Raw genomic sequence first — 22,981 nt, forward strand, 5'->3', positions numbered from 1 at the left:
AGCGCGGAAGGGAAAAAGGAGAGAGAATCATGATGGAGACAAAACTTGTACTTCTCGGTACCGGAACGCCGAACGCGTGCCCGGATGCCAGCGGTCCGTCATCTGCGGTCGTTGTTGGCGACCGGGCGTACCTCGTTGATTTCGGTCCGGGGGTCGTCCGCCAGGCGGCGAAGGCATACCGGAACGGGATCGACGCGCTTCGCCCGGACAGGCTGGTGACCGCGTTCTGCACACACCTGCACACGGATCACACGGTAGGATACCCGGACCTGATCTTTACCCCATGGGTCTTGGAGCGGAAAGAACCACTCCGGGTATTTGGACCGAAAGGGATCCGGGATATGACAGAGCATTTGCTAAAGGCCTACAAGGTGGATATTGATTTCCGGATCAACGGTTTTGAAAAGGCAAATGAAGTGGGATACCGGGTGGAAACACAGGAAATAAATTCCGGAGTTATCTACCGGGATGACCGTGTGACAGTCGAAGCCTTCCCGGTGAGCCATGGGACGCTTGAGAGCTATGGCTTCAAATTTACGACGCCGGACCGGGTGATCGTGATCAGTGGGGATACCGCGCCGCTTGAGATCGTTGCGGAAAAGGCAAAGGGCTGTGATATTCTTCTCCATGAAGTAGAATACACGGCAGGTCTTGCCGCGAGGGAACCGAAGTGGCAGAAATACCATCGGGAGGTTCACACCCTGAGTGTGGATCTTGCAGAGATCGCGAAGAAGGCAGGACCAAAGCTTCTCGTCACATACCACCGGATCTATCACATGGAGATCCAGGACAACACGGTGGATGTGGGAGCCGAGATGGCGAGAAGAAACGAGGCGATCCTTGAGGAGATACGGAATGCCGGTTACGAAGGTCCTGTGGTGAATGGAATGGACCTGGATGTCTTTTAGAAAACAGGCACTGACGTGCCAAAGATGCGCACTCTTTTTCGTTACAGCCCAATGTCTTAAAAACACCTGACCGCAGCATTGCCAGAAACAGTAGTAAGCAGTATAATGATATTTAATAAAAAACGAAGAGGACAGGCAAAACCACAGTTCAGGCTGGACCGGGACGGGAAAGGGCGCGCAAACCTACCGGAGGGCTGGCTTGACGATTATATGCTTCCACAGTATAATTATACGTAACAGCGTTGTCGCCGGAAGGCGGCGTGCCCGTTTAGTATCTGAAAGAGAGGAACCTGATATGCCGGATCTCTATTTTTTTCTTTGACGGTTATCAATTGTTTTGTCCTTGGGTTCATGTGTATGCTCGTCAATTTTAGTGAAGCGCTGTTTCCGAGACAGAGAAGGACTTTTCTGCTGACCTTCATCCTGATCGGCGTGATCTCAGTCCTTGAGCTGGTTACCGTGATAGTGGATGGGACTCCGGTAAGACTCCGCCCGGTCAATATCATGGCAAAGTACCCTGATCTCAGTGCTCTATTACATCTACTGCAATGAAATGTGGAACCAGCTGGATGGATTGACGGGACTCTTAAGCCAGAAGAGCTATCTGAACCGGACACTGAACCTCCAGCCGGAGGATAAGATGCTGATCGTCCTCGACCTCGACAATTTTAAGTACATCAACGATACATACGGTCATCAGGCGGGGGACCAGTGCCTGAAGGTGATCGCGGAATGTCTGAAAAAGGCGTATTCCCGCTATGGAAACTGTTACCGGATTGGCGGAGATGAGTTCTGCGTCCTGTTCAGGAAACCGGAGAAGGAAAAATACTGCAGGGAGAAATTTTACTGGATCATAGAAAAACAGAAAAAATCGCTGCATATGCTCCCAGGTGCCTCATACGGCAGTGCCCTGATCGAGGAGCAGGAGAGCATTTCCGACACAAAAGCGCGCGCGGACGCGAATATGTATGCGAATAAAAAAGCACGGAAACAGGCAAGGTGGCCGGGGCGGATGAAAAGGATGGAATACATGCAGGACCTTGTTGCGTTGAATAGAAAGAAAAGGACAGGAGGGGGCAGGCGCTCTGTAATCTTTGGAGCCGTTATGCTCCTTCTCTGCACTCCGGGTCTGGCAGGCTGTCAGAATGGGGAAACGGCGGTTTCCGAAAAGGAGCGATCAAGGCGGGCATGAACGGTCATATCGCAAAACTGACCGATGAGGCGGTCATCCGGAAGCATCTGGAACAGATCTTTTAAAAGATAGGAGCAGGAAATGGACTTATACAGAATTATCCTTGTGGATGACGAGGAGGAAGTGCGTAAGAGCATTATCCGCAAGATCGACTGGCAGGCGGTTGGATTTACCGTTGTCGGGGACGCGGAGAATGGGGAGGACGCGTTGGAGAAGATCGAAGCCTTAGAGCCGGACGTGGTCCTCACGGATATCCGGATGCCATACATGGACGGGCTGACGCTTGCGGAGAAGATCCGCCAGAGGTATCCATCGATGAAGATCGTCATTTTTTCCGGATATGATGATTTCGATTATGCGAAGCGCGCGATCAAGCTGAATGTGACGGAGTATATTTTAAAGCCCGTGAATGTGGAGGAGCTGACGGCGATCCTGAGGAGGATCCAGGAGAGCCTCGACGAGGAGATCGAGCAGAAGCGCGATGTGAGCCTTCTGCGGGAAAACTACAGACGCAGCCTGCCGATCCTGCGCGAGCAGTTCCTAAAGGATCTTGTGAGCCACCAGATGGACGGGAAAACGGTCAATGACCGCCTGGAACAGTACGATATCCCACTTGCGGGAGCGAAAAAGTGGATCTCCATTGCGGTGAAAGCGGAAATTTCCGAAGTGTCAGGGGAGCTGATCCTTCCGCTCCACGAGGAGCGGGAGCTGATCCCGATCTCTGTGATGCAGATCCTTGAGGAGAACCTGAAACCGTACTGCAGATTCTCCCTGTTCTCGTTCTCCGGGGCGGCTGACGCGGAGATCGCCGGGATCGTGGCGATCGATGAGAACAACTCCCAGACCAGCATGATCGACATCTTAAGCGATATCTGCAAGGAGATCCGGAAGATCTTGATGATCCCGGTAACGATCGGGATCGGGCACAGCCGGACGGAGCTCGGTCTGATCTGTGAGTCCTTCCGGTCAGCGCTCGATGCCTTGGGCTACTGCGCAATTGTCGGGAGCGGCAGTACGATCTACATCAACGATGTGGAGCCGGTGAACACCGGAAAGCTCCAGTTTACCGCGGAGGACGAGTCTGCCCTCATCCAGGCGGTAAAATTCGGTCCGGAGGAGAAGATAAGGTCCGTGGTATCCGGGATCATCGGAAGGATGTCTGACGCGAAGGTCCATGCGCGGCAGTACCAGACCTACATGTTCAGCACCGCGAACTGTCTGGTCCAGCTCATCCAGCAGTACGACCTGGAGATGGGAGTGCTTTTTGGGGATACCGGGATGGGGACGGACCCGTTTATGATGATCCGGCAGGTGATGAACCGGGAGAAGTTCTCAAAATGGCTTCTTGAGGCGGCACTCAGGATCAACGGGGCGATGGACCAGGAGCGTGACAATACGACGCGCCAGAGCATGGAGCGCGCGAAGCGGTATATCATGGAGAATTACCAGGATCCGGACTTGTCTGTGGAGCAGGTCTGCCGGACGCTGCACATGAGTCCCGCCTATTTTTCGACGATGTTCAAAAAAGCGACGGGGCAGACCTATATCGGTTACCTGACGGATGTGCGTCTCAATAAGGCTGTGGAGCTGTTGAATAAGACGGATGACAAGACCTATGTGATCGCGGCAAAGGTCGGCTACCAGGAACAGAATTATTTCAGCTACGTATTTAAGAAAAAATTCGGCGTTTCACCGACGAAATTCAGAGGAAGCCGGTCGTAGGGCCGGCGGGGGAGAGAGGTATGAAACCGGAAAATGAGGGCAGCTTTTTCAAACGGACCAGCATCCGCTATATGATCTTCGTCTACTTTACGGTGACAGCCCTGGCGGCGAGCATCTTTATCGGACTGTCCCTGTACAGCCGGATGTCAAAGCAGATGTCGGATACGATGCAGGAGGAGAACCAGATCCTGATCGACCAGCTGAACCGGTCTGTGGATGTGTGGCTCCGCGGAATCATGAAGCTTTCGGACACCACATACTACGGGATCGTAAAAAACACGGATCTGAGGAATGAGAGTGTCAACAAAGAGATGACGCTTCTCTACGACAACAACAAGGATAATGTCGAGAATATCGCCCTGTTTTCCAGAGACGGAGAGCTTTTGGAGGCCGTTCCCGCCACGAGACTCAAGACGGGGGCAGATCCGGCAGCGGAACCGTGGTTTGAGGCGGCGCTGAAAAAGACGGAGAATCTTCACTTCTCAGTCCCGCATGTCCAGCGGGTGTTCGACGCGGGGGAGAACCAGTACCGTTGGGTGATCTCGGCGGCGCGCGCGGTGGAGATCACGGAGGGCTCGTCCACGGAGCAGGGCGTTCTCCTCATCGACATCCGCTATGACAGCCTGGAACAGCTGTTTGACGGGATCACCCTGGGAAACGGCGGCTATGTCTATCTTCTCGGCGCGGATGGGGAGCTGATCTACCATCCGCAGTCCCAGCTGATCTACTCCGGGCTCGAGGATGAGAACCTTGAGGCGGCAGCGGAATACAGGGACGGGATCCATCGGGAGGAATATAAAGGAAAGGGGCGTGCCGTGACGGTCAAGACGGTCGGCTATACCGGCTGGAAGATCGTCGGGGCGGCGGCACTCGGCGGCGCATCCTTAAACGCGTTGAAGACAAGGATCCTGATCGTGTTTATTGTTGCCTTTGTCGTATTCATCCTCGCGGTCATCAATGCTTACATTTCCACGAGGATTACGACACCGATCGAAAAACTGGAGCGTTCTGTGAACGGGATTGAGGCGGGCAATCTGGAAACGGAAGTCTATGTGGGCGGTTCCTATGAGATCCGTCACCTCGGCACCTCCATCCGGAACATGACGACCCAGATCCGGCATCTGATGGATGACATCGTGGCGGAGCATGAATCCAAGCGGAAAAATGAATTTGATGTCTTACAGTCGCAGATCAACCCGCATTTCCTTTACAACACCCTCGATATCATCGTCTGGATGATCGAGAATGAGAAACAGGCGGACGCGGTGAAGGTCGTGACGGCGCTCGCCAGATTCTTCCGGATCAGCTTAAGCCGTGGGAAGAGCATTATTCCCGTTCGGGATGAGCTGGAACATGTGAGAAACTATCTGATGATCCAGCACATGCGGTTTAAGAACCGTTTTACTTATGAGATCGAGGCGGATGAGGATGTCATGGAGCTCGCGAGCGTGAAGCTGATCCTCCAGCCGCTCGTCGAGAATGCGGTCTATCACGGAATGGAGTTTATGGACGGTGATGGGGAGATCCGGATCCGGGTGTACCGGGACGGGGAGGATCTTTATATGAAGGTTTCCGACAACGGACTCGGGATGACGAAGGAGCAGGTGGAAGGCATGTTCACGGATAAGCCGCATGTGAAGTCCGGAAGCGGCTCCGGGATCGGGGTGCGGAACGTCAATGAGCGGATCCGGCTGTATTTTGGACAGGAATACGGTCTGTCCATCGAATCCGAGCTCGATGAGGGGACGGTCGTGACGATCCACATGCGGGCGGTGTCTTACGCTGAGACTGCAGAGGGGGAAAAGATCCATGTCAAATAGAGAAAAAATCAGCTGGTGTGCCGGCGTCCTTCTCCTTGTGATGCTCTATCTGCTGTCGTCCACGGATCTGATCATCAAGGAAAAAAAGAGGGAGATCTGCCGGATCTCCGTCATCATAGACAACGTGAATGACAACTATTATGGGAGCTTCCGCGCGGGCATGGATATGGCGGAGAAGAAGTATCAGGCGGATGTCAATTTCATCACGCTGTACGCGGAAAACGATGAGGAACAGCAGGAAGAACTGATCGTCCGTGAAATAAAGGACGGAGCGAATGCGATCATCCTTGCACCGGTCCGCGAGGATCTCGCGGTCATGAAGCTCGATGAGATCTCGCCAGGCTGCCCGGTGATCTTTCTTGGTCCCACGGCGATCAACAGCTCGGTGGCGTGCTCCATCTCTGTGGACCGCTACGAGATGGGACGGACGCTTGGGGAGAAGATTGCGGAGAGCGAGGATCCGGCTGTGCCGGTATGCCTGTTCTCCGAGGGAATGGAGTACACGGGGAACCTTGACGCGTATGACGGGATCCGCTCTGTGCTGGACCCCGCCGGTTTTACCGTACGTCTGATCGAGAAAAAGTCAGAGGACACATACCGCAAGGCTATCGAGGAAACGGTATATCCGGAGAGCGGTGATTTTATGGCGGTCGGCATGGATGTTGGTGCCTTATCCGAGCTTGCGGATATCCTGGAGGGCAGCAGTGTGTACCGGGAGCATGTGACGGCCCTTTACGGGATCGGGAGCACGACGGCGCTCTTAAACCAGCTCGACCGGGGGATCGTCAAGGGTCTGATGGCATGGAACCGGTTCGACGAGGGGTATTTAAGTGTTGAAAAGGCGGTTCAGGCAGCTGGGGGAGAGTGGAAGGAAAAACGGATCACATTGACACCGGAGTATATCGACGGGGAGATCTTAAGGAGTGGGATTTTCGAAAAGATGCTATATCCGATGGAATAGGGGGGAGGCAGGTATGAAAAAGGGAAATGTTCTGATCCTTGCCATTGCGGCGACGGCGCTTCTCGGGGGAAGCGCCTGGCTGTACGCGAAAAAGACCGGAGGGCATGAGGAAAAAAAGACGTCCCTGCGGATCGGTGTCCTGTTATACCGCGGGGATGACACGTTCATCGGCACTCTCCGGAATTCCATGGAGCAGGCGGCGAAGGAATATGAAAAAGAGACCGGGGTCCGCGTGACGCTGGATGTCCGGGATGCGAAGAGAAATCAGCTCACGCAGAACAGCCAGGCGGAGCGCATGATCGACCTTGGCTGCGACGTGCTCTGCGTCAATATGGTGGACCGTTCTGCCGCGTCCGGCGTGATCGATCAGGCCATGGAGTCGGATATTCCCATTGTCTTTTTCAACCGGGAGCCGGTCGCGGAGGACATGAACCGCTGGGAGAAACTGTACTATGTAGGGGCGGACGCAAAGGAGTCCGCGGTGCTGGAGGGGCAGATCCTCGTGGACGCCTACCAGAAGAATCCGTCAACCCTTGACCGGAACGGGGACGGGGTTGTTTCTTATGTCCTCCTTGAGGGGGAGACGAACCACCAGGATTCCCTGATCCGCACGGAGTGGTCCATCGAGACTCTGAAGGACGGCGGTGTTCCGATCGAGAAGATCACAGGCGGGATCGCAAACTGGGAGAGAAACCAGGCCTCCGCCCTCATGGAACAGTGGCTTTCGGATTATGGGAATAAAATCGAGCTTGTGCTCTGCAACAATGATGACATGGCTATTGGTGCGATTGATGCCATCGAGCGGGCGGGGATCGTCGCCGGGACGATCAAGCTTGTCGGGATCGACGGGACACCGGCCGGTCAGGAGGCGTTCCGCGAGGGAAAACTCTTTGGGACGGTTGAGTCCAGCAAGGATATCTACGCGAAGAGAATCTTCGATACGGCGGAGGAGCTCGCAATGGGAAAAGAGGTGACCCAGGAAAAATATTTCTGGTGTCCCCAGCATATCATTGCTAACTGACATCATTTTTTACAGGCATGCGCCGCCTCGCGCATGCCTGTACTGTTATATTTAAGCTGATTTCTGCCATGATATGACAAAAAATTGTGGTTTTTTTACAGGAATCAAAGAATTTTAATAATTTATCATAAAAAATAGTATGGAAAAATGCACAAAGGCAGGCTATAATGAATTCATCGTTAAGGAAAAATGCCTAAACGGTCAAAATTATTTTTTGAATGGGAGGATTCAAAACATGAGAATGACAAAGAAAGTAACAGCAATGGCACTGGCTTCCATGATGGCCCTGTCTTTAGCAGGATGCGGAGGAAGCTCTTCCACAACAGCAACAACAGCAGCAGCTACTGAGGCAGCAAAAGAGACAACAGCAGCAGCTACCGAGGCAGCAAAAGAAGCTGCAACAACAGCTGCAGCCGCAGCAGCAACCACAGATGTAGCAGACAAGAAAGTCGGCATCAGCATCTACAAGTTCGATGATAACTTCATGACTCTTTACAGAACAGAGTTAGTTCGCTACTTAACAGAGGACCTTGGATTCAAGGCTGAGAACGTAGTCGTTCAGGATGGTAAGGGCGATCAGGCAGAGCAGACAAACCAGATCCAGAACTTCATCACTCAGAAATATGACGTTCTGATCTTAAACCTTGTACAGGCTTCTTCCGCACCGGAGATCACAGATATGTGTAAAGAAGCTGGTATCCCGGTTGTTTACATCAACCGTGAGCCGGACGCAGCAGAAGAAGAGAGATGGGAATCTGAAGGTCTTAACGCTACATACGTAGGATGTGACGCAAGACAGTCCGGTACATACCAGGGCGAAGAGATCCTTGAGACTGCAAACAAGGGTGATATCAACGGCGATGGCAAAGTTTCCTACATCATGATCCAGGGTGATCCGGAGAACGTAGATGCTCAGTACAGAACAGAGTTCTCTGTTAAGGCTCTTACAGACGCAGGAATGGAAGTTGAGGAGCTCTTAAAACAGCGTGGTGACTGGGATCAGGCTAAGGCTCAGCAGATCGCACAGGACGCTTTAAACCAGTACGGCGACAAGATCGAGGTTATCTTCTGCAACAACGATGCTATGGCACTTGGTGCATTACAGGCAATCGAGGCAGCAGGACGTAAAGTTAACGAGGATATCTACCTTGTAGGCGTTGACGCTCTGACAGAGGCTGTTCAGAACGTAATCGATGGCAAGCAGACAGGTACTGTATTCAACAACCACTTCGCACAGGCTCAGGCTGCAAGCGATATCGCTGTTAAGTTCTTAAGCGGCGAGAAGGTTGATGCTGTCAACATGGTCAACTACGAAAAGGTTACTAAGGATAACGCTCAGGAAATCCTTGATATGTTAAAGTAATTGATACTGTAACAAATGAGAACCGGGTGTGTCTGGCACACCCGGTTCTCTGAACTTAAAACTTAAAAAAATATGCCACCCGGAGATGCGGGGGAGTGTATCTGAAAGGAGTTTTGGGATGGCAGAACAGTACAGACTCGAAATGAGAGGAGTCAAAAAAACCTTCCCAGGTGTTAAGGCACTTGACGGAGTAAATTTACGGGTCCGCCCCGGAACGGTCCACGCACTGATGGGAGAAAACGGTGCCGGAAAATCGACACTGATGAAATGTCTTTTCGGAATTTACAAAATGGATGAAGGCGAAGTTTATATTGACGGTGTAAAGACCGAAATCGCAAACCCGGACGACGCGCTTCACAAAGGACTTGCCATGGTTCATCAGGAGCTTCAGCCGATTCCTGAGCGCTCCATCGCTGAGAATATGTATCTTGGACGGTATCCGATGAAAAACTACGGACCGGTCAAGGTCGTTGATCATGCGACGATGAACAAAGAAGCTGAGAAATGGCTTCGGGATGTCAAGATGGATTTTGACCCGAAAGCAAAACTCGGCACATTATCAATCGGACAGATGCAGTCAGTAGAGATCGCAAAAGCGGTCAGCCAGAGTGCAAACCTTGTAATTCTGGATGAGCCGACCTCCTCACTGACTGATAACGAGGTAGAAGCATTATTCCGGATCATCAGAGACCTGAAATCCAGAGGTGTTTCTATGATATATATCAGCCACAAGATGGCTGAGATCCGCCAGATCTCCGACGATATCACGATCATGCGCGACGGTACATACGTTGGAACCTGGGCGATCGAGGATATCTCCGATGAGGAGATCGTAAAACAGATGGTTGGACGTGAATTAAATAACGTCTATCCGCCGAAGGATGATTACCGGACGGATGAGACGGTCTTAAAGGTCAGCCACCTGACAAGTATTCTGCCGAATTCCTTCAAGGACTGCTCTTTTGAATTAAAGAAAGGTGAGATCCTGGGCTTTGGCGGACTGGTAGGAGCGCAGAGAACCGAGCTTATGGAAGCGATCTTTGGAATGCGCCACATTGAGAGCGGTACCGTGGAGATCCTCGGAAAAGAGACTCACATCAAGAGACCGCAGGATGCGATCAACAGCTCCGTCGGAATGATCACAGAGGATCGACGCGGAAACGGTATCTTCGGATGCCTGAGCATCGATGACAATACTGCGATCGCTTCCTACAAGAATTACACCCATATGGGTAAGATCAACAAAAAAGAAGTCGATGCGGTCGTAAAGGACAGCATTGCGAAATTAAAGATCAAGACACCGAGCGGAAAGACGCTGATCCAGTCTCTCTCCGGTGGCAACCAGCAGAAAGTAATTATCGCAAGATGGCTTGCAAACAATCCTGATATCCTGATCATGGATGAGCCGACCCGTGGTATCGACGTCGGAGCCAAATACGAGATTTATCAGATCATGATCGATCTCGTAAAACAGGGCAAATCCATCATTATGATCTCGTCGGAAATGCCGGAGTTGATCGGTATGTCCAACCGAATCATCGTAATGTGCAACGGTCACATCACCGGTGAGGTGGAAGGAGAAGACGCAACTCAGGAGAAGATCATGTCCTTTGCCACAAAATTCACTTTAAGCGGCAAGGAAAACAAGTAGATTACAGGGAGGTTCAGTCATGACAGCGAAAAAAGTAAGTGCAAAAGATTTCCTTATCAATAATGGAATCATCGTCGTTCTTTTATTACTTGCAGTATTTACTGCGATCAAGCAGCCTACATTCTTTTCACGCGGCAACTTAATCAACATCGCATTAAACGTAGCTCCGCGATTCATCATCGCCTGCGGTGTATCCGGATGTTTAATTACAAAAGGTACAGACCTTTCCGCAGGACGTATGGTTGGTCTTTCTGCCTGCTTAGCAGGTACCTTACTTCAGAAGCCGGATTACAGCGGCAAGTTCTTCCAGAACCTTCCGGATTTCGGAAATGCCTGGGGCTTATGGGTTCTCGCGGTTCTTCTGATCTGTGTGGCAATTTGCTGTATCTTTGGTTTCATCAATGGCATCGTAATTTCTTACTTACAGGTTCCGGCCTTCATCGGAACACTTGGTATGCAGCTTATCGTTTACGGTGTCTGCCTTGTTTACACAAACGCGACTCCGATCGGTGGTTATCATAACGCATACACAGCAGTAGCAAAAGGAAAACTCTTTGGCGCGATCCCGTTCCTGTTCCTGATCGCCCTTGCGGTTGGTCTTGTTATGTGGTTCATCTATAACATGACTCCTCATGGAAAATATATGTATGCGATCGGCGGCAACGAGCAGTCCGCAGAGGTTTCCGGTGTAAACACTAAGAAGACAAAGATCATCATCTACATGACAGCAGCAGCGCTCTACGCACTGGGCGGCTTCCTTGTAGGAGCAAAATCCGGTGGTTCCTCCGTCAATATGGGCCAGGGCTGGGAGCTTGAGGCCATCGCAGCCTGCACCATCGGCGGTGTATCCGTAAACGGTGGTATCGGACGTATCTCTGGTGTTCTTATCGGTGTTCTTGTATTCGAGATCTTAAAGACCTGCTTACAGTACCTTGGTGTTGATACAAACTACCAGTACATCGCACAGGGTATCGTTATCGTAGTTGCGATTGCACTCGATATCAGAAAGTACATTGCAAAGAAGTAATAGACTGACTGTTTCGGTACAGTTAAAAAACGGGCGGAGGACGAGTTCCAACGCCCGTTTTTGTGCACTGTGGGTTTTAGCAGCCTGCCACATGGAAAGAAAGCTGGAGCGGTTTGATAAAACCTGCACCGGGAGAGTGGAGGTGAAGGAATGGAAGAAGAGATTGAGAAGGTCAGCGGAATCGGAACAGTGACCGAAGCCGCAGAAAAGGCTGTGGAGGCCTTTGGTGAGAAGACTTTAGAAGAACTCACTGAAGAGAATAAACGGCTGCAGGAGGAAAATGAGCGCCTGAAGAACAGATCCATAAAAGAACGGATGTACGATAAGATCAATGTGTCGGTGCGGACCATTGATATCTTTATCGGGTGCATGTGCGTATTGTTTGTGGCTGTTGTGGTGATGGGGATGCTGAAGTAAGAGAGTGAAGCGCTGACAGAGATCATGCCCGCTGCAGCCTAAACATTCAACGACAGGAAAAGATCCTGATGCCAGAAACTGAAACTATCGAAGTGGATAACAAAAAAGCTCTGGAGAACGATATGAGAAAGGTTCTCCAGGGCTTTTCTTTGTCTTGTCTGCTGATTCCCTAAAGAGGAAAATTACAGCAGGAGTCTTATTTCTTATAAAGAATTCTGATGGAATTCAGCACGCAGAGGATCGCGACACCGGTGTCGGCGAATACCGCGAGCCACATGGAGGCGATTCCCATGAGACCTAAGATCATGACAAGAGCTTTTACCGCAAGGGCGAATACCACATTCTGGTTGGAGATCGCGCCTGTGCTTCTCGCGATCTTGATGGCTTCCGAAATGGCATCCATGCTTGATGTCATGAAGACGACGTCGGCGGCCTCGATGGCTGCGTCAGCACCGCTTCCCATAGCTGCGCCCACATCAGCGCCTGCAAGCACCGGTGCGTCGTTGATTCCGTCACCGACGAACATTGCGCTTCCGTTCTCCGCGCGGAGCTTCTGCAAGATCTCGAGCTTATCAGCCGGGAGAAGCTTTGCGTATACATTGTCGATTCCGACCTCGGCGGCTACCGCCTCAGCGGCTGCCTCGCCGTCGCCTGTGAGCATAGCGGAGCGGATCCCCATGGATTTTAAGGACCTGATGGCATCCTTTGCCTCCGGCTTGATCGTATCGGCGATCTGGATCGTTCCTGCAAGCTTTCCGTTTACCGATATATAGACGGTGGTGACAGCACCGTTCTCATCGTAAGCACCGCAGTCCACGTTGAACTCGGTGAGAAGCTTTCTGTTTCCGCAGAGCACTTCGCCCTGGGAGAGCCTTGCATGGATGCCTTTGCCGGAGATCTCCTCGATCTCGGCGGGCTTTTCGATCACAAGTTTCTGATCCTTTGCAGCAGAGACGATGCTGATTCCGATCGGATGAGTAGATGCGGTCTCGCATGCTGCCGCGATCTGAAGGATTTCCTGCTCGGAAGCTGTGCCTGCCGGAAGGATCGTCTGAACCACGAAGTTTCCTTTTGTGATGGTTCCTGTCTTATCCATGACAACCGTTTTTACAGCTTTCAGGTTTTCAAGTGCAATTCCACCTTTAAAGAGGATTCCTTTCTTGGAACCTGCGCCGATCCCGGAGAAGAATGCCAGCGGAACGCTTAAAACAAGGGCACACGGGCAGCTGATTACGAGGAAGGTAAGAGCTGTGTAGATCCAGTGGGACCAGTTTCCTGTAATTAAGGACGGAATGATCGCTGTCGCAGCCGCCAGGGCAACGACGAACGGGGTGTAAACTCGTGCAAATTTCGTGATGAAGCGCTCGGCCTGCGGCTTGCTGGCTGCGGCGTTCTCCACGGAATCGAGGATTCTTGTGACCATGGACTCGGAAAGTTCCTTCTCGACTCTCATCTTTAAGAGACCGGAAGTATTGACGCAGCCGGATGTCAGCTGGCTTCCGACCTTTACCGATACCGGGACCGGTTCACCTGTGATCGGTGACGTATCGATCCGGCTCTCGCCCTCTACGACAACGCCGTCAAGCGGAATGCGGTCACCGGGACGGATCTCTACGATATTGCCGACAACGGCGGAACCGGCCGGAACCTCGCGGACAGTACCATTTTCGTCAAGAAGAACGGTCTCCGGACGAAGATCAACGGCTTCCATGATCTGGCTGCGGCTCTTTTCAACCGCGCGGTGTTCGAATGCTTCACCGACCCGGTAGAAGAGCATAACTCCGACCGCCTCCCCAAACTGGCCGACACAGAAAGCACCGATGGTCGCGAGGCTCATCAAAAAGTTTTCGTCCATCACGTGGCCGGTCTTCATGTTTTTCAGGGCTGTTAAGAGAACTTCCCGTCCAAGGATCAGGTAGGCGATCACAAAGCATATGGCGGAGATCTGCGGCATGGAGTGGGAGAGAAGCTCTCCGACGATGAAGAGCAAGCCTCCGGCGATCAGCTCCGGAAGATCATGGGCATGCTTGTCGTCACTGTTTGCATCTGCCGGTTTTCCTTCCTCGCGGATCTCGATGATGGTGCCTGGTTCGATCTTGTCTGCAATCTCCTGCATCTTCGGGAGCAGCTTTGTTCCTTCAGAAGAGTAGACACGGAGCTGTCTCGTCGCGAAAGTCAAAATACAGTCATCGACTTCCGGGAGCTCCTGGATTTTTTTCTCGATCTTTGCGGAGCAGTTTGCGCAGTCGATGTTTTTCATTACATAGACGGTGCAGATCGCTTTCGGATTCTTTGGGCGGACCTCAATGACGGTGCCGGGCTCGATCTGATCAGCAATCTCCTGCATCTTCGGGAGCAGCTTTGTTCCCACGGAAGAGTAGACCCGGAGCTGTCTCGTCGCGAAAGTCAAAATACAGTCATCGACTTCCGGGAGCTCCTGGATCTTTTTCTCGATCTTTGCGGAGCAGTTCGCGCAGTCGATGTTTTTCATCACGTAGACCACACAGGTGGATTTCGGTGCCGGACCGTGGTGGTATTCGGCGTGCTCGTGATGATGATCGTGTTCGGAGCAGCAGCCATCGTCATCGTCGTGATGATGGTGATGTTCACAGCCGCAGTGCTCTTCGTGTTCGTCATCATCATGCCCTTCGTGGTGATGGTGTCCGCAGTCGCAGTGATCTTCATGCTCGTCACCATGTTCCTCGTGATGGTGATGGTGCCCACAGCCGCAGTGCTCTTCATGCTCGTCATCATGCTCATCGTGATGGTGATGGTGTCCGCAGCAGCAAACCTCTTCGTCCTCGTGGTCTGCTGATTTCTGCTTGGATTTTTCTAATTCCTCCATAGAGTAGACCTCCTCAGAATTATAATTTTTAATTATCATATTAACATATGAACCATCGTTCATATGTTAAATATAGTACAGCTCTATGGGAAATGCAAGACTGTTTTTTGATATTAGGAAAAGAATTAAGAAAATAAGGTGGGAGAGCAGAAAAAGCTGCCTGGCGATATTCCGCAGGCAGCTTTGGCTATGTACGTATAAATATTAGATTTCCTTAAACATCCGCGCCTCGATCAGATGGATTCCGTGAAGGAAACACTCGCAGACCGGAGTCTCAACGCCAAGCTCTTTTCCGAGGCGGACAACCGTTCCGGCGAACATATCGACTTCCGTGCGTTTTCCGACCTCAAGATCCTGAAGCGTGGACGGCTTATTTTCATAAGGAAGACGTCCGAGCGTGTGCTCCTGACGGTCGATCTCATTCTGACCGATATCAATGCCCAACTTATTTGCAATGCGGATCACTTCCCACATGGCCTTGTGGCGGAAGAAATTGGCGTCATCGTTCTTCTGGAATGCTCCGAAGGGAACGCCGAACATGGCGCATGTCATATTCTCGGCAACGTTGCACATGAACTTGAACCAGATTCCTTTTAACATATCTGCATCGATCTTGTAGTCGATCCCACAGAGATCAAAAAGACTCTTCACAGCGAGAACATTCCCGGAATAGTGTTCCGGATCATTCTTAAGATCGCCGAAGTGGATCAGACCCTTATGCGGATCGAACTCCGTCTTTCCGTCCTTCATGACAATGCTGATCCGCATATAGGAGTACAGCAGATGTTCGCTGCCGTAGACGGCGGCGATCTGTTTTTCGCTCTCCACACCATTTAATACGGAGAGGATGATCGTATCTTTGCCAACCTGATTTTTAATATCCCTGATCGCCTGCTCCAGGTCATATCCCTTTACCGCAATGATAACGAGATCTGCCGGATCCCCCTCGACATCAGGTGTGATGATCGGAAAACGGTAATTGATCGTATTGACTGTTACCCCTTTTCGCTCCAGACGCTCTTTTCTTGCGCCGTCTGCAAGGATCCGGAAATCAGCCCCCAGCTTTTCTGAGATACGCGGCGCGAAAAATACCCCCATCGCACCGAGACCGATCAACGTCACCTTCTTTATGTCCTTCATAACTCCCTTTTCCTCCTTAAAAGTAAAACAAGCTGCATTCCTTCTATTGTATAGTAAGACCGTTGGGGTGTCAACGAAAACAACCTTGTCTTTAGGGATAAAAGATGATATGATGGAAAAGTATGGAGAAAAATTAACAAATATGTGTGGGGGAGAGAATACTGGATGGAAATCACAAAAGAAGATAAACGGTCGGTGATCGACCACTGTTATCTGACCTATTTTATCAGCGGAATGGTCATCCTGATCTTCGGTGTCATTCTGCCAAACCTGATCGAGGAGAGAAATTTAAGCTTTACCGCGGCCGGCGGACTGCTTTCCTTTCTGGCGATCGGAAATTTATGTTCAAGCCTGGTATATCCGGTATTCTGTGGGATGATGTCCCAGAAGACGGCGGTAGTCGTACTGGCGGTCCCCTATCCGGTGTGCCTCTTCCTGTTTACAATGGGACTTCCGGTCCCGGTGCTTTATGTGATGATCTTCCTGATCGGAATCACGAAGGGCATGATCACGATCATCAACAATCATGCGATCCGTCAGGTGACGGGAAGTTCCAATCAATATCTGAATCTGCTTCATATGTGGTATGCGGTGGGGGCTTTCCTGTCCCCATTCGTTACGATGCTCCTCATGGGAGCGGGTATGAACTGGAAGACGATCCTTCGCCTCCTTGCAGTCCTCACGGTTCTCATCGTTCTTTCCTACGCCACAATGGATTACAGAAAGATCGAAAAAGAGGTGGAGAAGAAGGCGGGAGAGGAGAACGGCGGATCGTCGATGACAAAAGAAAAATTCTGGTTTTTAAAGAACACGGGATTCCTTCTGGCGGTTGGGGCATTGTTCTTCTATATGGGCCTTGAAAACTCCGTAAACGGATGGTTTGTTACTTATTTAAAAAGTACCGGCTTTATGTCCACAAGTCTTGCGACTGTGATGGTATCCGTGACCTGGATCATGATCATGATCGGAAGGATCGTCATTGCGTCCATCTCAAAGAGCGTGCCGCCGGCAAAGATTCTGGCAGTGATCTCCGCACTCCAGTTTGTCTCGGTATTGATCCTTGTCTTCGCGGATCATACCACAATGGCAGTGGCGGCCCTGATCCTTTTAGGACTTGGAATGGCGGGGGCGTTTCCGACAACTACGGCCTTTACCGGCGATCTCATGGGAAATTCCCCACTTGGAATGTCAGTGTTTACAGGGATCGGTTCCCTCGGCGGGATCCTTACCCCGCAGGTCATTGGAGTCCTTGCGGATAAGCTTGGATTCCAGGCGGCGATCCTGTTTTTAGTGCTGGACGCATTCCTGCTGGCACTTTTTGGAGCCGGGGCTCTGAGATATGCCACTAATCAGAAAATTCAAGTCGAACGTCCGTGAGACCTGGCGCTTGATTCTGGTCAGTAAAGCTGACATATCACTGTGCATCCTCGCGGAGCATTTATCTCAGTCAGAGACCTGACTCCCGCTGAGACAAATTTACTATTACTCACCACCTAAAAGAGGTGGGAGTCTTCTCGACTGAGATAAAAAAGTCAACCGGGATGGCATAAAAACCGTCCTGAATATAAATAAGGGGTAAAAACATATGGATATTCGTTATTCCGCAAATCAAAGAGATGTAAAACGCTACACAACCGAAGAACTTCGGGACGAGTTCCTGATTCAGGATCTCTACCATCCGGATGAGGTGGTATCCGTATACTCCCACGTGGACCGCATGGTGACATTGGGATGTATGCCGGTGAAAGAACATGTCTCCATTGAAAAGGGGATCGACTGCTGGAAAAATTTCGGTACCCACTATTTCCTTGAGCGCCGCGAGATCGGAATCTTCAATATCGGAGGTGCCGGATCCATCACAGCGGACGGAATGGAGTACCGCCTTGGCTATAAAGACTGCCTGTACATCACAAAAGGCACAAAGGAAGTGATCTTTTCCAGTGACAGTGAGGAGACTCCGGCAAAATTTTACATGGTGAGTGCGCCGGCCCACACGTCCTACGAGACAAAGCTGATCACCTTGAAGGATGCCGCAAAGCGCCCGCTGGGTGATGCCAATACTTCCAATAAGAGAGTCATCAACCAGTTCATTCATCCGGATGTGCTGAAAACATGCCAGCTTTCCATGGGAATGACAGCGCTGGAGCCGGGCAGTGTCTGGAACAGCATGCCGTGCCACACCCATGAGCGCCGCATGGAGATCTACATGTACTTTGAAGTCCCGGAGAATCAGGTGGTCATGCACTTTATGGGTGAACCGACTGAGACGAGACACATCGTCATGAAAAATGAAGAAGCTGTGATCAGCCCGTCCTGGAGCATCCACTGCGGAGCAGGAACCTCCAACTACACCTTTATCTGGGCTATGGGCGGAGAGAATCAGGAGTTCGACGATATGGACAACATCGCTCCGATGGATTTAAAGTAAGATATCGCAGAGGCCGATAAAAAACTGATATAAAATAGGAAAGGTAAGGATCAAAATGGATAAGAAGAACATGTTTTCTCTGGAAGGAAAGATTGCTCTCGTAACAGGAGGTGCCCACGGAATCGGCTTTGCCATCGCGGAGAGCTATGCAGAAGCAGGAGCAACGGTTGTATTTAACTGCAGCAGCGAGGCGTCCTTAGAGCGCGGACTTGCCGCATACAAAGAGAAAGGGATCGATGCTCACGGTTATGTCTGCGATGTTACGGACGAGGAAGCGGTAAAGAAAATGATCGCGGATATCGAGGAGAAGATCGGAACGGTCGATATTCTTGTAAACAATGCGGGAATGATCAAAAGAATTCCGATGCATGAGATGAGCGCGGATGAGTTCCGCAAGGTTGTCGATGTTGACCTGAATGCTCCGTTCATCATGGCAAAAGCTGTCCTTCCGGGCATGATGAAAAAGAAAGCCGGAAAGATCATCAACATCTGCTCCATGATGTCTGAACTCGGAAGAGAGACCGTATCCGCATACGCAGCGGCAAAGGGCGGTTTGAAGATGCTCACAAAGAACATCGCCTCCGAGTATGGCGAGTACAACATCCAGTGCAACGGCATCGGACCGGGCTACATCGCCACATCCCAGACAGCTCCGTTAAGAGAGCGTCAGGCTGACGGTTCCCGCCATCCGTTCGATCAGTTTATCATCGCGAAGACACCGGCAGCAAGATGGGGCACCGTGGAAGACCTCAAGGGACCGGCGGTGTTCCTCGCGTCCGAGGCTTCTGACTTTGTAAATGGACACATCCTCTATGTGGACGGAGGTATCCTCGCTTATATCGGAAAACAGCCGTAAAGGCAGAAAAAAGATTTTGTCGTTACAGTTCAGCCATGCGCTGGTTTGAATGAGGAAGTGTGTTGCAAGCTTGCTTGCATAAGCACTTTTTCATCCAAATCAGCATATGGTGGAACCACCAAGCTTCTTGCTTTCATGAATATGAAAACAAGAAGATGTAATGGCTGAACTGTAACATTTCGTCATATAAAGACATAAGTACTGCTTGTCTTTATGTGACCTGAAATTAGTATATTTGATAAATTTTTTCGGGCGGCTTTGTTGACATTTTTGCAGAAAGCTGATATACTCAAATTACGATATTGTGAAAAATGCATAGAAACAGGCGCAAGACGGGTACATTTTTGAGATGTGCCCGTATGCGCTGAGGAAAATGTGGAATGCATTCCACAATACGAAATAACTAACCAACAAAAGTTTCTTAAGTGAAACGAAACGAAGGAGGTGCGGTAAGTATATGTGGACAGGCGGTATGACCTTTGCGGATTCGATCATCATTTCACTTGTTGGACTGTTAGTCGTATTCTCGGCACTTGCAGTGCTCGCAATCGCGGTTATCATTATCTCTAAGGTCATCGGTACATTATTTAAGGAGAGTGCGCCAAAGGCAGCTGCGGCAGTTGCAGCACCGGCTCCGGCTATCGATGAGGAATCCTATGCAGTGCTTCTCGCGGCAGTCAGTGAGGAAGCAAGATTGTCTGGAGAGCAGTTCCGTGTAACAAGTATCAAAGAACTGTAAAAAACAAAAAACCTAAAACGCAGAAAAAGGAAAGGATGTAGTAAATAACATGAAATACGTTGCAACATTAAACGGAAAAAAGTATGAAGTTGAGATCGAGAGAGTAGACGAGTACAGACCGCTTGACAGAGGCGCACAGGCTAGCGCACCGGCTCCGATCCTCGCAGCAGCACCGGCACCGAAGGCAGCTCCGGCACCGGCAGCAGCACCGGCACCAGCTCCAGCACCGGCACCGGCTCCAGCACCGGCAGCAGCTCCGGCAGCAGCAGGCGGACAGACAGTAGAGGCTCCGATGCCAGGTAAGATCCTTGACATCAAAGTTAAAGTTGGTGACGCAGTTGGTTATGGTCAGTGTGTAATCGTTATGGAAGCAATGAAGATGGAGACAGAGATCGTAGCTCCGGCAGCAGGAACTGTTGCATCCATCAACGTAAGCACAGGCGATTCCGTTGAGACAGGTGCAGTTCTGGTTACCTTAAACTAAGCAGGAGGTGCCACACGTGAATATACTTTCAGTTTTCGCGGAGCTGCTCGCCCAGTCAGGTTTCGCCGCAATCACCTGGCAGCAGTGCGTAATGCTCCTTGTATCCTTCGTTTTATTATATCTTGCAATCAAGAAGCAGTTTGAGCCGCTCCTTCTGCTCCCGATCGCATTCGGTATGTTCCTTGCGAACCTTCCGCTTGCAGGTCTTATGAATGAGGCAGATCACTGGTATCAGTCCGGTGTGTTAAGAATTATGTACATGGGCGTTAAGTCCAGCTTATTCCCGTGCCTGATCTTCATGGCAGTCGGCGCGATGACAGACTTCGGTCCGTTGATCGCGAACCCGGTCAGCCTTCTTCTCGGTGCAGCCGCTCAGTTCGGTATCTATGTTGCATTTACACTCGCAAATGCAACCGGACTTTTCACACCGGGTGAGTGTGCAGCGATCGGTATCATCGGCGGTGCTGATGGCCCGACCGCGATCTATATCGCAAATAACCTGGCTCCGGATCTTGTAGCTCCGATCGCCGTAGCCGCGTATTCCTACATGGCTCTGATCCCGCTGATCCAGCCGCCGATCATGAAGCTTCTTACAACAAAGAAAGAGCGTCAGATCGTTATGAAGCAGTTAAGAAAAGTCAGCAAAGTCGAGAAGGTTGTATTCCCGGTATTCGTTGTTCTGTTCTGCTCCCTGCTTCTTCCGTCCGTAGCACCGCTTCTTGGTATGCTGATGCTCGGTAACCTGTTCCGTGAGTCCGGTGTTACCGGAAGACTTTCCGATACCGCACAGAACGCACTCTGCAACATCGTTACGATCATGCTCGGCACAACCGTAGGCGCTACAGCAAACGGAGAGATCTTCCTCCGTGTCCAGACACTGGCTATCATTGCAATGGGTCTTCTTGCTTTCGCGTTTGCGACAGTCGGAGGTATCCTGCTTGGTAAAGTCCTGTGTGCGATCACAGGCGGCAAGATCAACCCACTGATCGGTTCTGCAGGTGTATCTGCCGTTCCGATGGCAGCTCGTGTATCCCAGACTGTTGGTGCTAAGGAAAATCCGACCAACTTCCTTCTGATGCACGCTATGGGTCCGAACGTGGCAGGTGTTATCGGTTCTGCAGTAGCAGCCGGTTACTTCATGCTGATGTTCAAGGCCTGATCGAACCCCTTCGAAACGGAACCAGAAGTTGAAATTCATTCCGTAACGTGGTATATTTTTACAGGAATTAAAAGCAGTTCAGGCCTGTCTGAGGAGAACAGGCAGGCCTTTTAACTGCAAATATAAATAAAGGAGGCTTTATTGTGGCTAATAAAGTTATGTCATTACACGATGCCGTAGAGAAGTATGTACATGATAACGATGTACTCTGCCTCGGCGGATTTACAACAAACCGTAAACCGTACGCTGCTGTTTACGAGATCCTTCGTCAGGGTAAAACTGGTTTTGTAGGCTGGTCCGGTCCGGCAGGCGGAGACTGGGACTCCTTAATCGGTGAGGGTCGTGTAAGAGCTTACATCAACTGCTACACAGCAAACTCTGGTTATACAAACGTTGCACGTCGTTTCCGTGCTGCAATCGAGAAAGGTGAGCTTACATATGAGGACTACTCCCAGGACGTTCTTATGTTACAGCTTCACGCAGCTTCCCTTGGTCTTCCGTACCTCCCGGTAAGAATGATGCAGGGCTCCGGTCTTGTTAAATTCTGGGGTATCAGCGAAGAGAAGAGAAAAACAATGGAAGGCGTTGACAACTTAAAGTGCGTAGATATCGAGAACCCGTTTGAGCCGGGCGAGAAGCTTCTTGCTGTTCCGGTTCCGAAGCTTGACTGCGCGATCATCCATGTACAGCAGGCATCTCCGGATGGAACCTGCATCATCGAGGGTGATGAGTTCCACGATGTTGATATCGCAATCGCTGCAAAGCGTACGATCGTTACCTGCGAGGAGATCGTAAGTGATGAATATATCCGCCGTGATCCTACAAAGACAAGAATCTTCGGCGAGTGCGTAGACGCTGTCGTTCGTACTCCGTACGGCGCATGGCCGGCACAGTGCTATGGCTACTATGATGATGATGATAAGGGACTTAAGGAGTACGATAAGGCTTCCAAGTACCTTGACGCTGAAGATGCAAAGGCACAGCTCGCAAAGGCTGCTGCAAAGGCTGAGAAGGCTGCTGCTGCGAAACCGGAAGACGAGAAGCTTGCAAAGGCTGCAGAAGTTGCAAAACAGGCTGCAGAGGATGCTGCTAACGGCACAAAGATTCCGGAGACCTTCAAGGATTACCTCCAGAAATACGTATACGGCTGCAAGGATCAGGATGATCTTCTTAATGTCCTTGGCGGCGCTCGCCTCATGAACCTTAAGAATGAGCCGCATCTTGGCTATTCTACCAGACACTAATTGA

Annotated in this window: 19 protein-coding genes; 17 read left to right on the plus strand and 2 right to left on the minus strand. The window is 50.9% G+C overall.

The window, feature by feature from the left end; genetic code table 11:
• Positions 1–29: 29 nt before the first annotated feature.
• The 10 genes from DW677_RS01775 (at position 30) to DW677_RS01820 (ending at position 12,082) form a co-directional block, all read left to right on the plus strand.
• Entirely contained in the window at positions 30–908 is an 879-nt protein-coding gene (locus tag DW677_RS01775; RefSeq protein WP_117469620.1) for an MBL fold metallo-hydrolase, read from the plus strand.
• A gap of 526 nt (positions 909–1,434) precedes the next feature.
• Positions 1,435–2,100: a GGDEF domain-containing protein gene (locus tag DW677_RS01780; protein ID WP_242992090.1), complete on the plus strand. Its 666-nt coding sequence runs from the start codon at positions 1,435–1,437 to the stop codon at positions 2,098–2,100.
• A gap of 81 nt (positions 2,101–2,181) precedes the next feature.
• Positions 2,182–3,822 (plus strand): response regulator, encoded by a 1,641-nt coding sequence (locus tag DW677_RS01785; protein WP_117471736.1) that lies wholly within the window; start codon positions 2,182–2,184, stop codon positions 3,820–3,822.
• 20 nt (positions 3,823–3,842) lie between these two features.
• Positions 3,843–5,642, plus strand: coding sequence for a sensor histidine kinase (locus DW677_RS01790; RefSeq protein ID WP_117566384.1), 1,800 nt, complete (start codon positions 3,843–3,845; stop codon positions 5,640–5,642).
• Entirely contained in the window at positions 5,632–6,603 is a 972-nt protein-coding gene (locus DW677_RS01795; protein ID WP_117471738.1) for a substrate-binding domain-containing protein, read from the plus strand. Before DW677_RS01790 ends, DW677_RS01795 begins: the two co-directional genes overlap by 11 nt.
• 13 nt (positions 6,604–6,616) lie before the next feature.
• Entirely contained in the window at positions 6,617–7,624 is a 1,008-nt protein-coding gene (locus DW677_RS01800; protein WP_117566385.1) for a galactose ABC transporter substrate-binding protein, read from the plus strand.
• Positions 7,625–7,859: 235 nt separating this feature from the next.
• On the plus strand, positions 7,860–8,987 hold the full coding sequence (locus DW677_RS01805; protein WP_117566386.1) for a galactose ABC transporter substrate-binding protein: 1,128 nt from the start codon (positions 7,860–7,862) through the stop codon (positions 8,985–8,987).
• A gap of 118 nt (positions 8,988–9,105) precedes the next feature.
• A complete protein-coding gene (locus DW677_RS01810; protein WP_117566387.1) occupies positions 9,106–10,638 on the plus strand; it encodes a sugar ABC transporter ATP-binding protein in 1,533 nt (510 codons plus the stop codon).
• Between the two features lie 19 nt (positions 10,639–10,657).
• A complete protein-coding gene (locus tag DW677_RS01815) occupies positions 10,658–11,665 on the plus strand; it encodes a beta-methylgalactoside transporter (RefSeq protein WP_117469409.1) in 1,008 nt (335 codons plus the stop codon).
• A gap of 150 nt (positions 11,666–11,815) precedes the next feature.
• Positions 11,816–12,082, plus strand: a complete 267-nt coding sequence (locus DW677_RS01820) for a hypothetical protein (RefSeq protein WP_242992091.1) — start codon at positions 11,816–11,818, stop codon at positions 12,080–12,082.
• 196 nt (positions 12,083–12,278) lie between these two features.
• Here DW677_RS01820 and DW677_RS01825 read toward each other — a convergent pair whose 3' ends face one another.
• Both DW677_RS01825 and DW677_RS01830 read right to left on the minus strand, forming a co-directional pair.
• Positions 12,279–14,927, minus strand: coding sequence for a heavy metal translocating P-type ATPase (locus DW677_RS01825; RefSeq protein ID WP_117566388.1), 2,649 nt, complete (start codon positions 14,925–14,927; stop codon positions 12,279–12,281).
• Positions 14,928–15,131: 204 nt separating this feature from the next.
• Positions 15,132–16,067, minus strand: a complete 936-nt coding sequence (locus DW677_RS01830) for a ketopantoate reductase family protein (protein WP_015554201.1) — start codon at positions 16,065–16,067, stop codon at positions 15,132–15,134.
• A gap of 165 nt (positions 16,068–16,232) precedes the next feature.
• Between DW677_RS01830 and DW677_RS01835 the strand changes: the two genes are divergently transcribed.
• From DW677_RS01835 to DW677_RS01865, 7 genes are all read left to right on the plus strand, one after another.
• The gene (locus DW677_RS01835; protein ID WP_117483244.1) at positions 16,233–17,444 is read left to right on the plus strand and encodes an MFS transporter; all 1,212 of its coding nucleotides are present in this window, start codon (positions 16,233–16,235) and stop codon (positions 17,442–17,444) included.
• A 208-nt stretch (positions 17,445–17,652) separates the two neighbouring features.
• A complete protein-coding gene (gene kduI, locus DW677_RS01840) occupies positions 17,653–18,495 on the plus strand; it encodes a 5-dehydro-4-deoxy-D-glucuronate isomerase (RefSeq protein WP_117483243.1) in 843 nt (280 codons plus the stop codon).
• Between the two features lie 55 nt (positions 18,496–18,550).
• Positions 18,551–19,351 (plus strand): gluconate 5-dehydrogenase, encoded by an 801-nt coding sequence (locus tag DW677_RS01845; RefSeq protein WP_015554204.1) that lies wholly within the window; start codon positions 18,551–18,553, stop codon positions 19,349–19,351.
• A 457-nt stretch (positions 19,352–19,808) separates the two neighbouring features.
• Positions 19,809–20,090 carry an OadG family protein gene (locus DW677_RS01850; protein ID WP_015554205.1) on the plus strand — a complete coding sequence of 94 codons (282 nt, stop codon included), beginning with the start codon at positions 19,809–19,811 and terminating at the stop codon, positions 20,088–20,090.
• 49 nt (positions 20,091–20,139) lie between these two features.
• Entirely contained in the window at positions 20,140–20,574 is a 435-nt protein-coding gene (locus DW677_RS01855) for an acetyl-CoA carboxylase biotin carboxyl carrier protein subunit (RefSeq protein WP_117469413.1), read from the plus strand.
• A gap of 16 nt (positions 20,575–20,590) precedes the next feature.
• Complete coding sequence (locus DW677_RS01860) at positions 20,591–21,733, plus strand: sodium ion-translocating decarboxylase subunit beta (protein WP_117469414.1); 1,143 nt, start codon at positions 20,591–20,593, stop codon at positions 21,731–21,733.
• Between the two features lie 143 nt (positions 21,734–21,876).
• Entirely contained in the window at positions 21,877–22,977 is a 1,101-nt protein-coding gene (locus DW677_RS01865; RefSeq protein WP_345941818.1) for a CoA-transferase, read from the plus strand.
• The last annotated feature ends 4 nt before the right edge of the window (positions 22,978–22,981 follow it).

This window comes from Clostridium sp. AM25-23AC (assembly GCF_003435125.1).
GTDB lineage: Bacteria > Bacillota > Clostridia > Lachnospirales > Lachnospiraceae > Pilosibacter > Pilosibacter fragilis.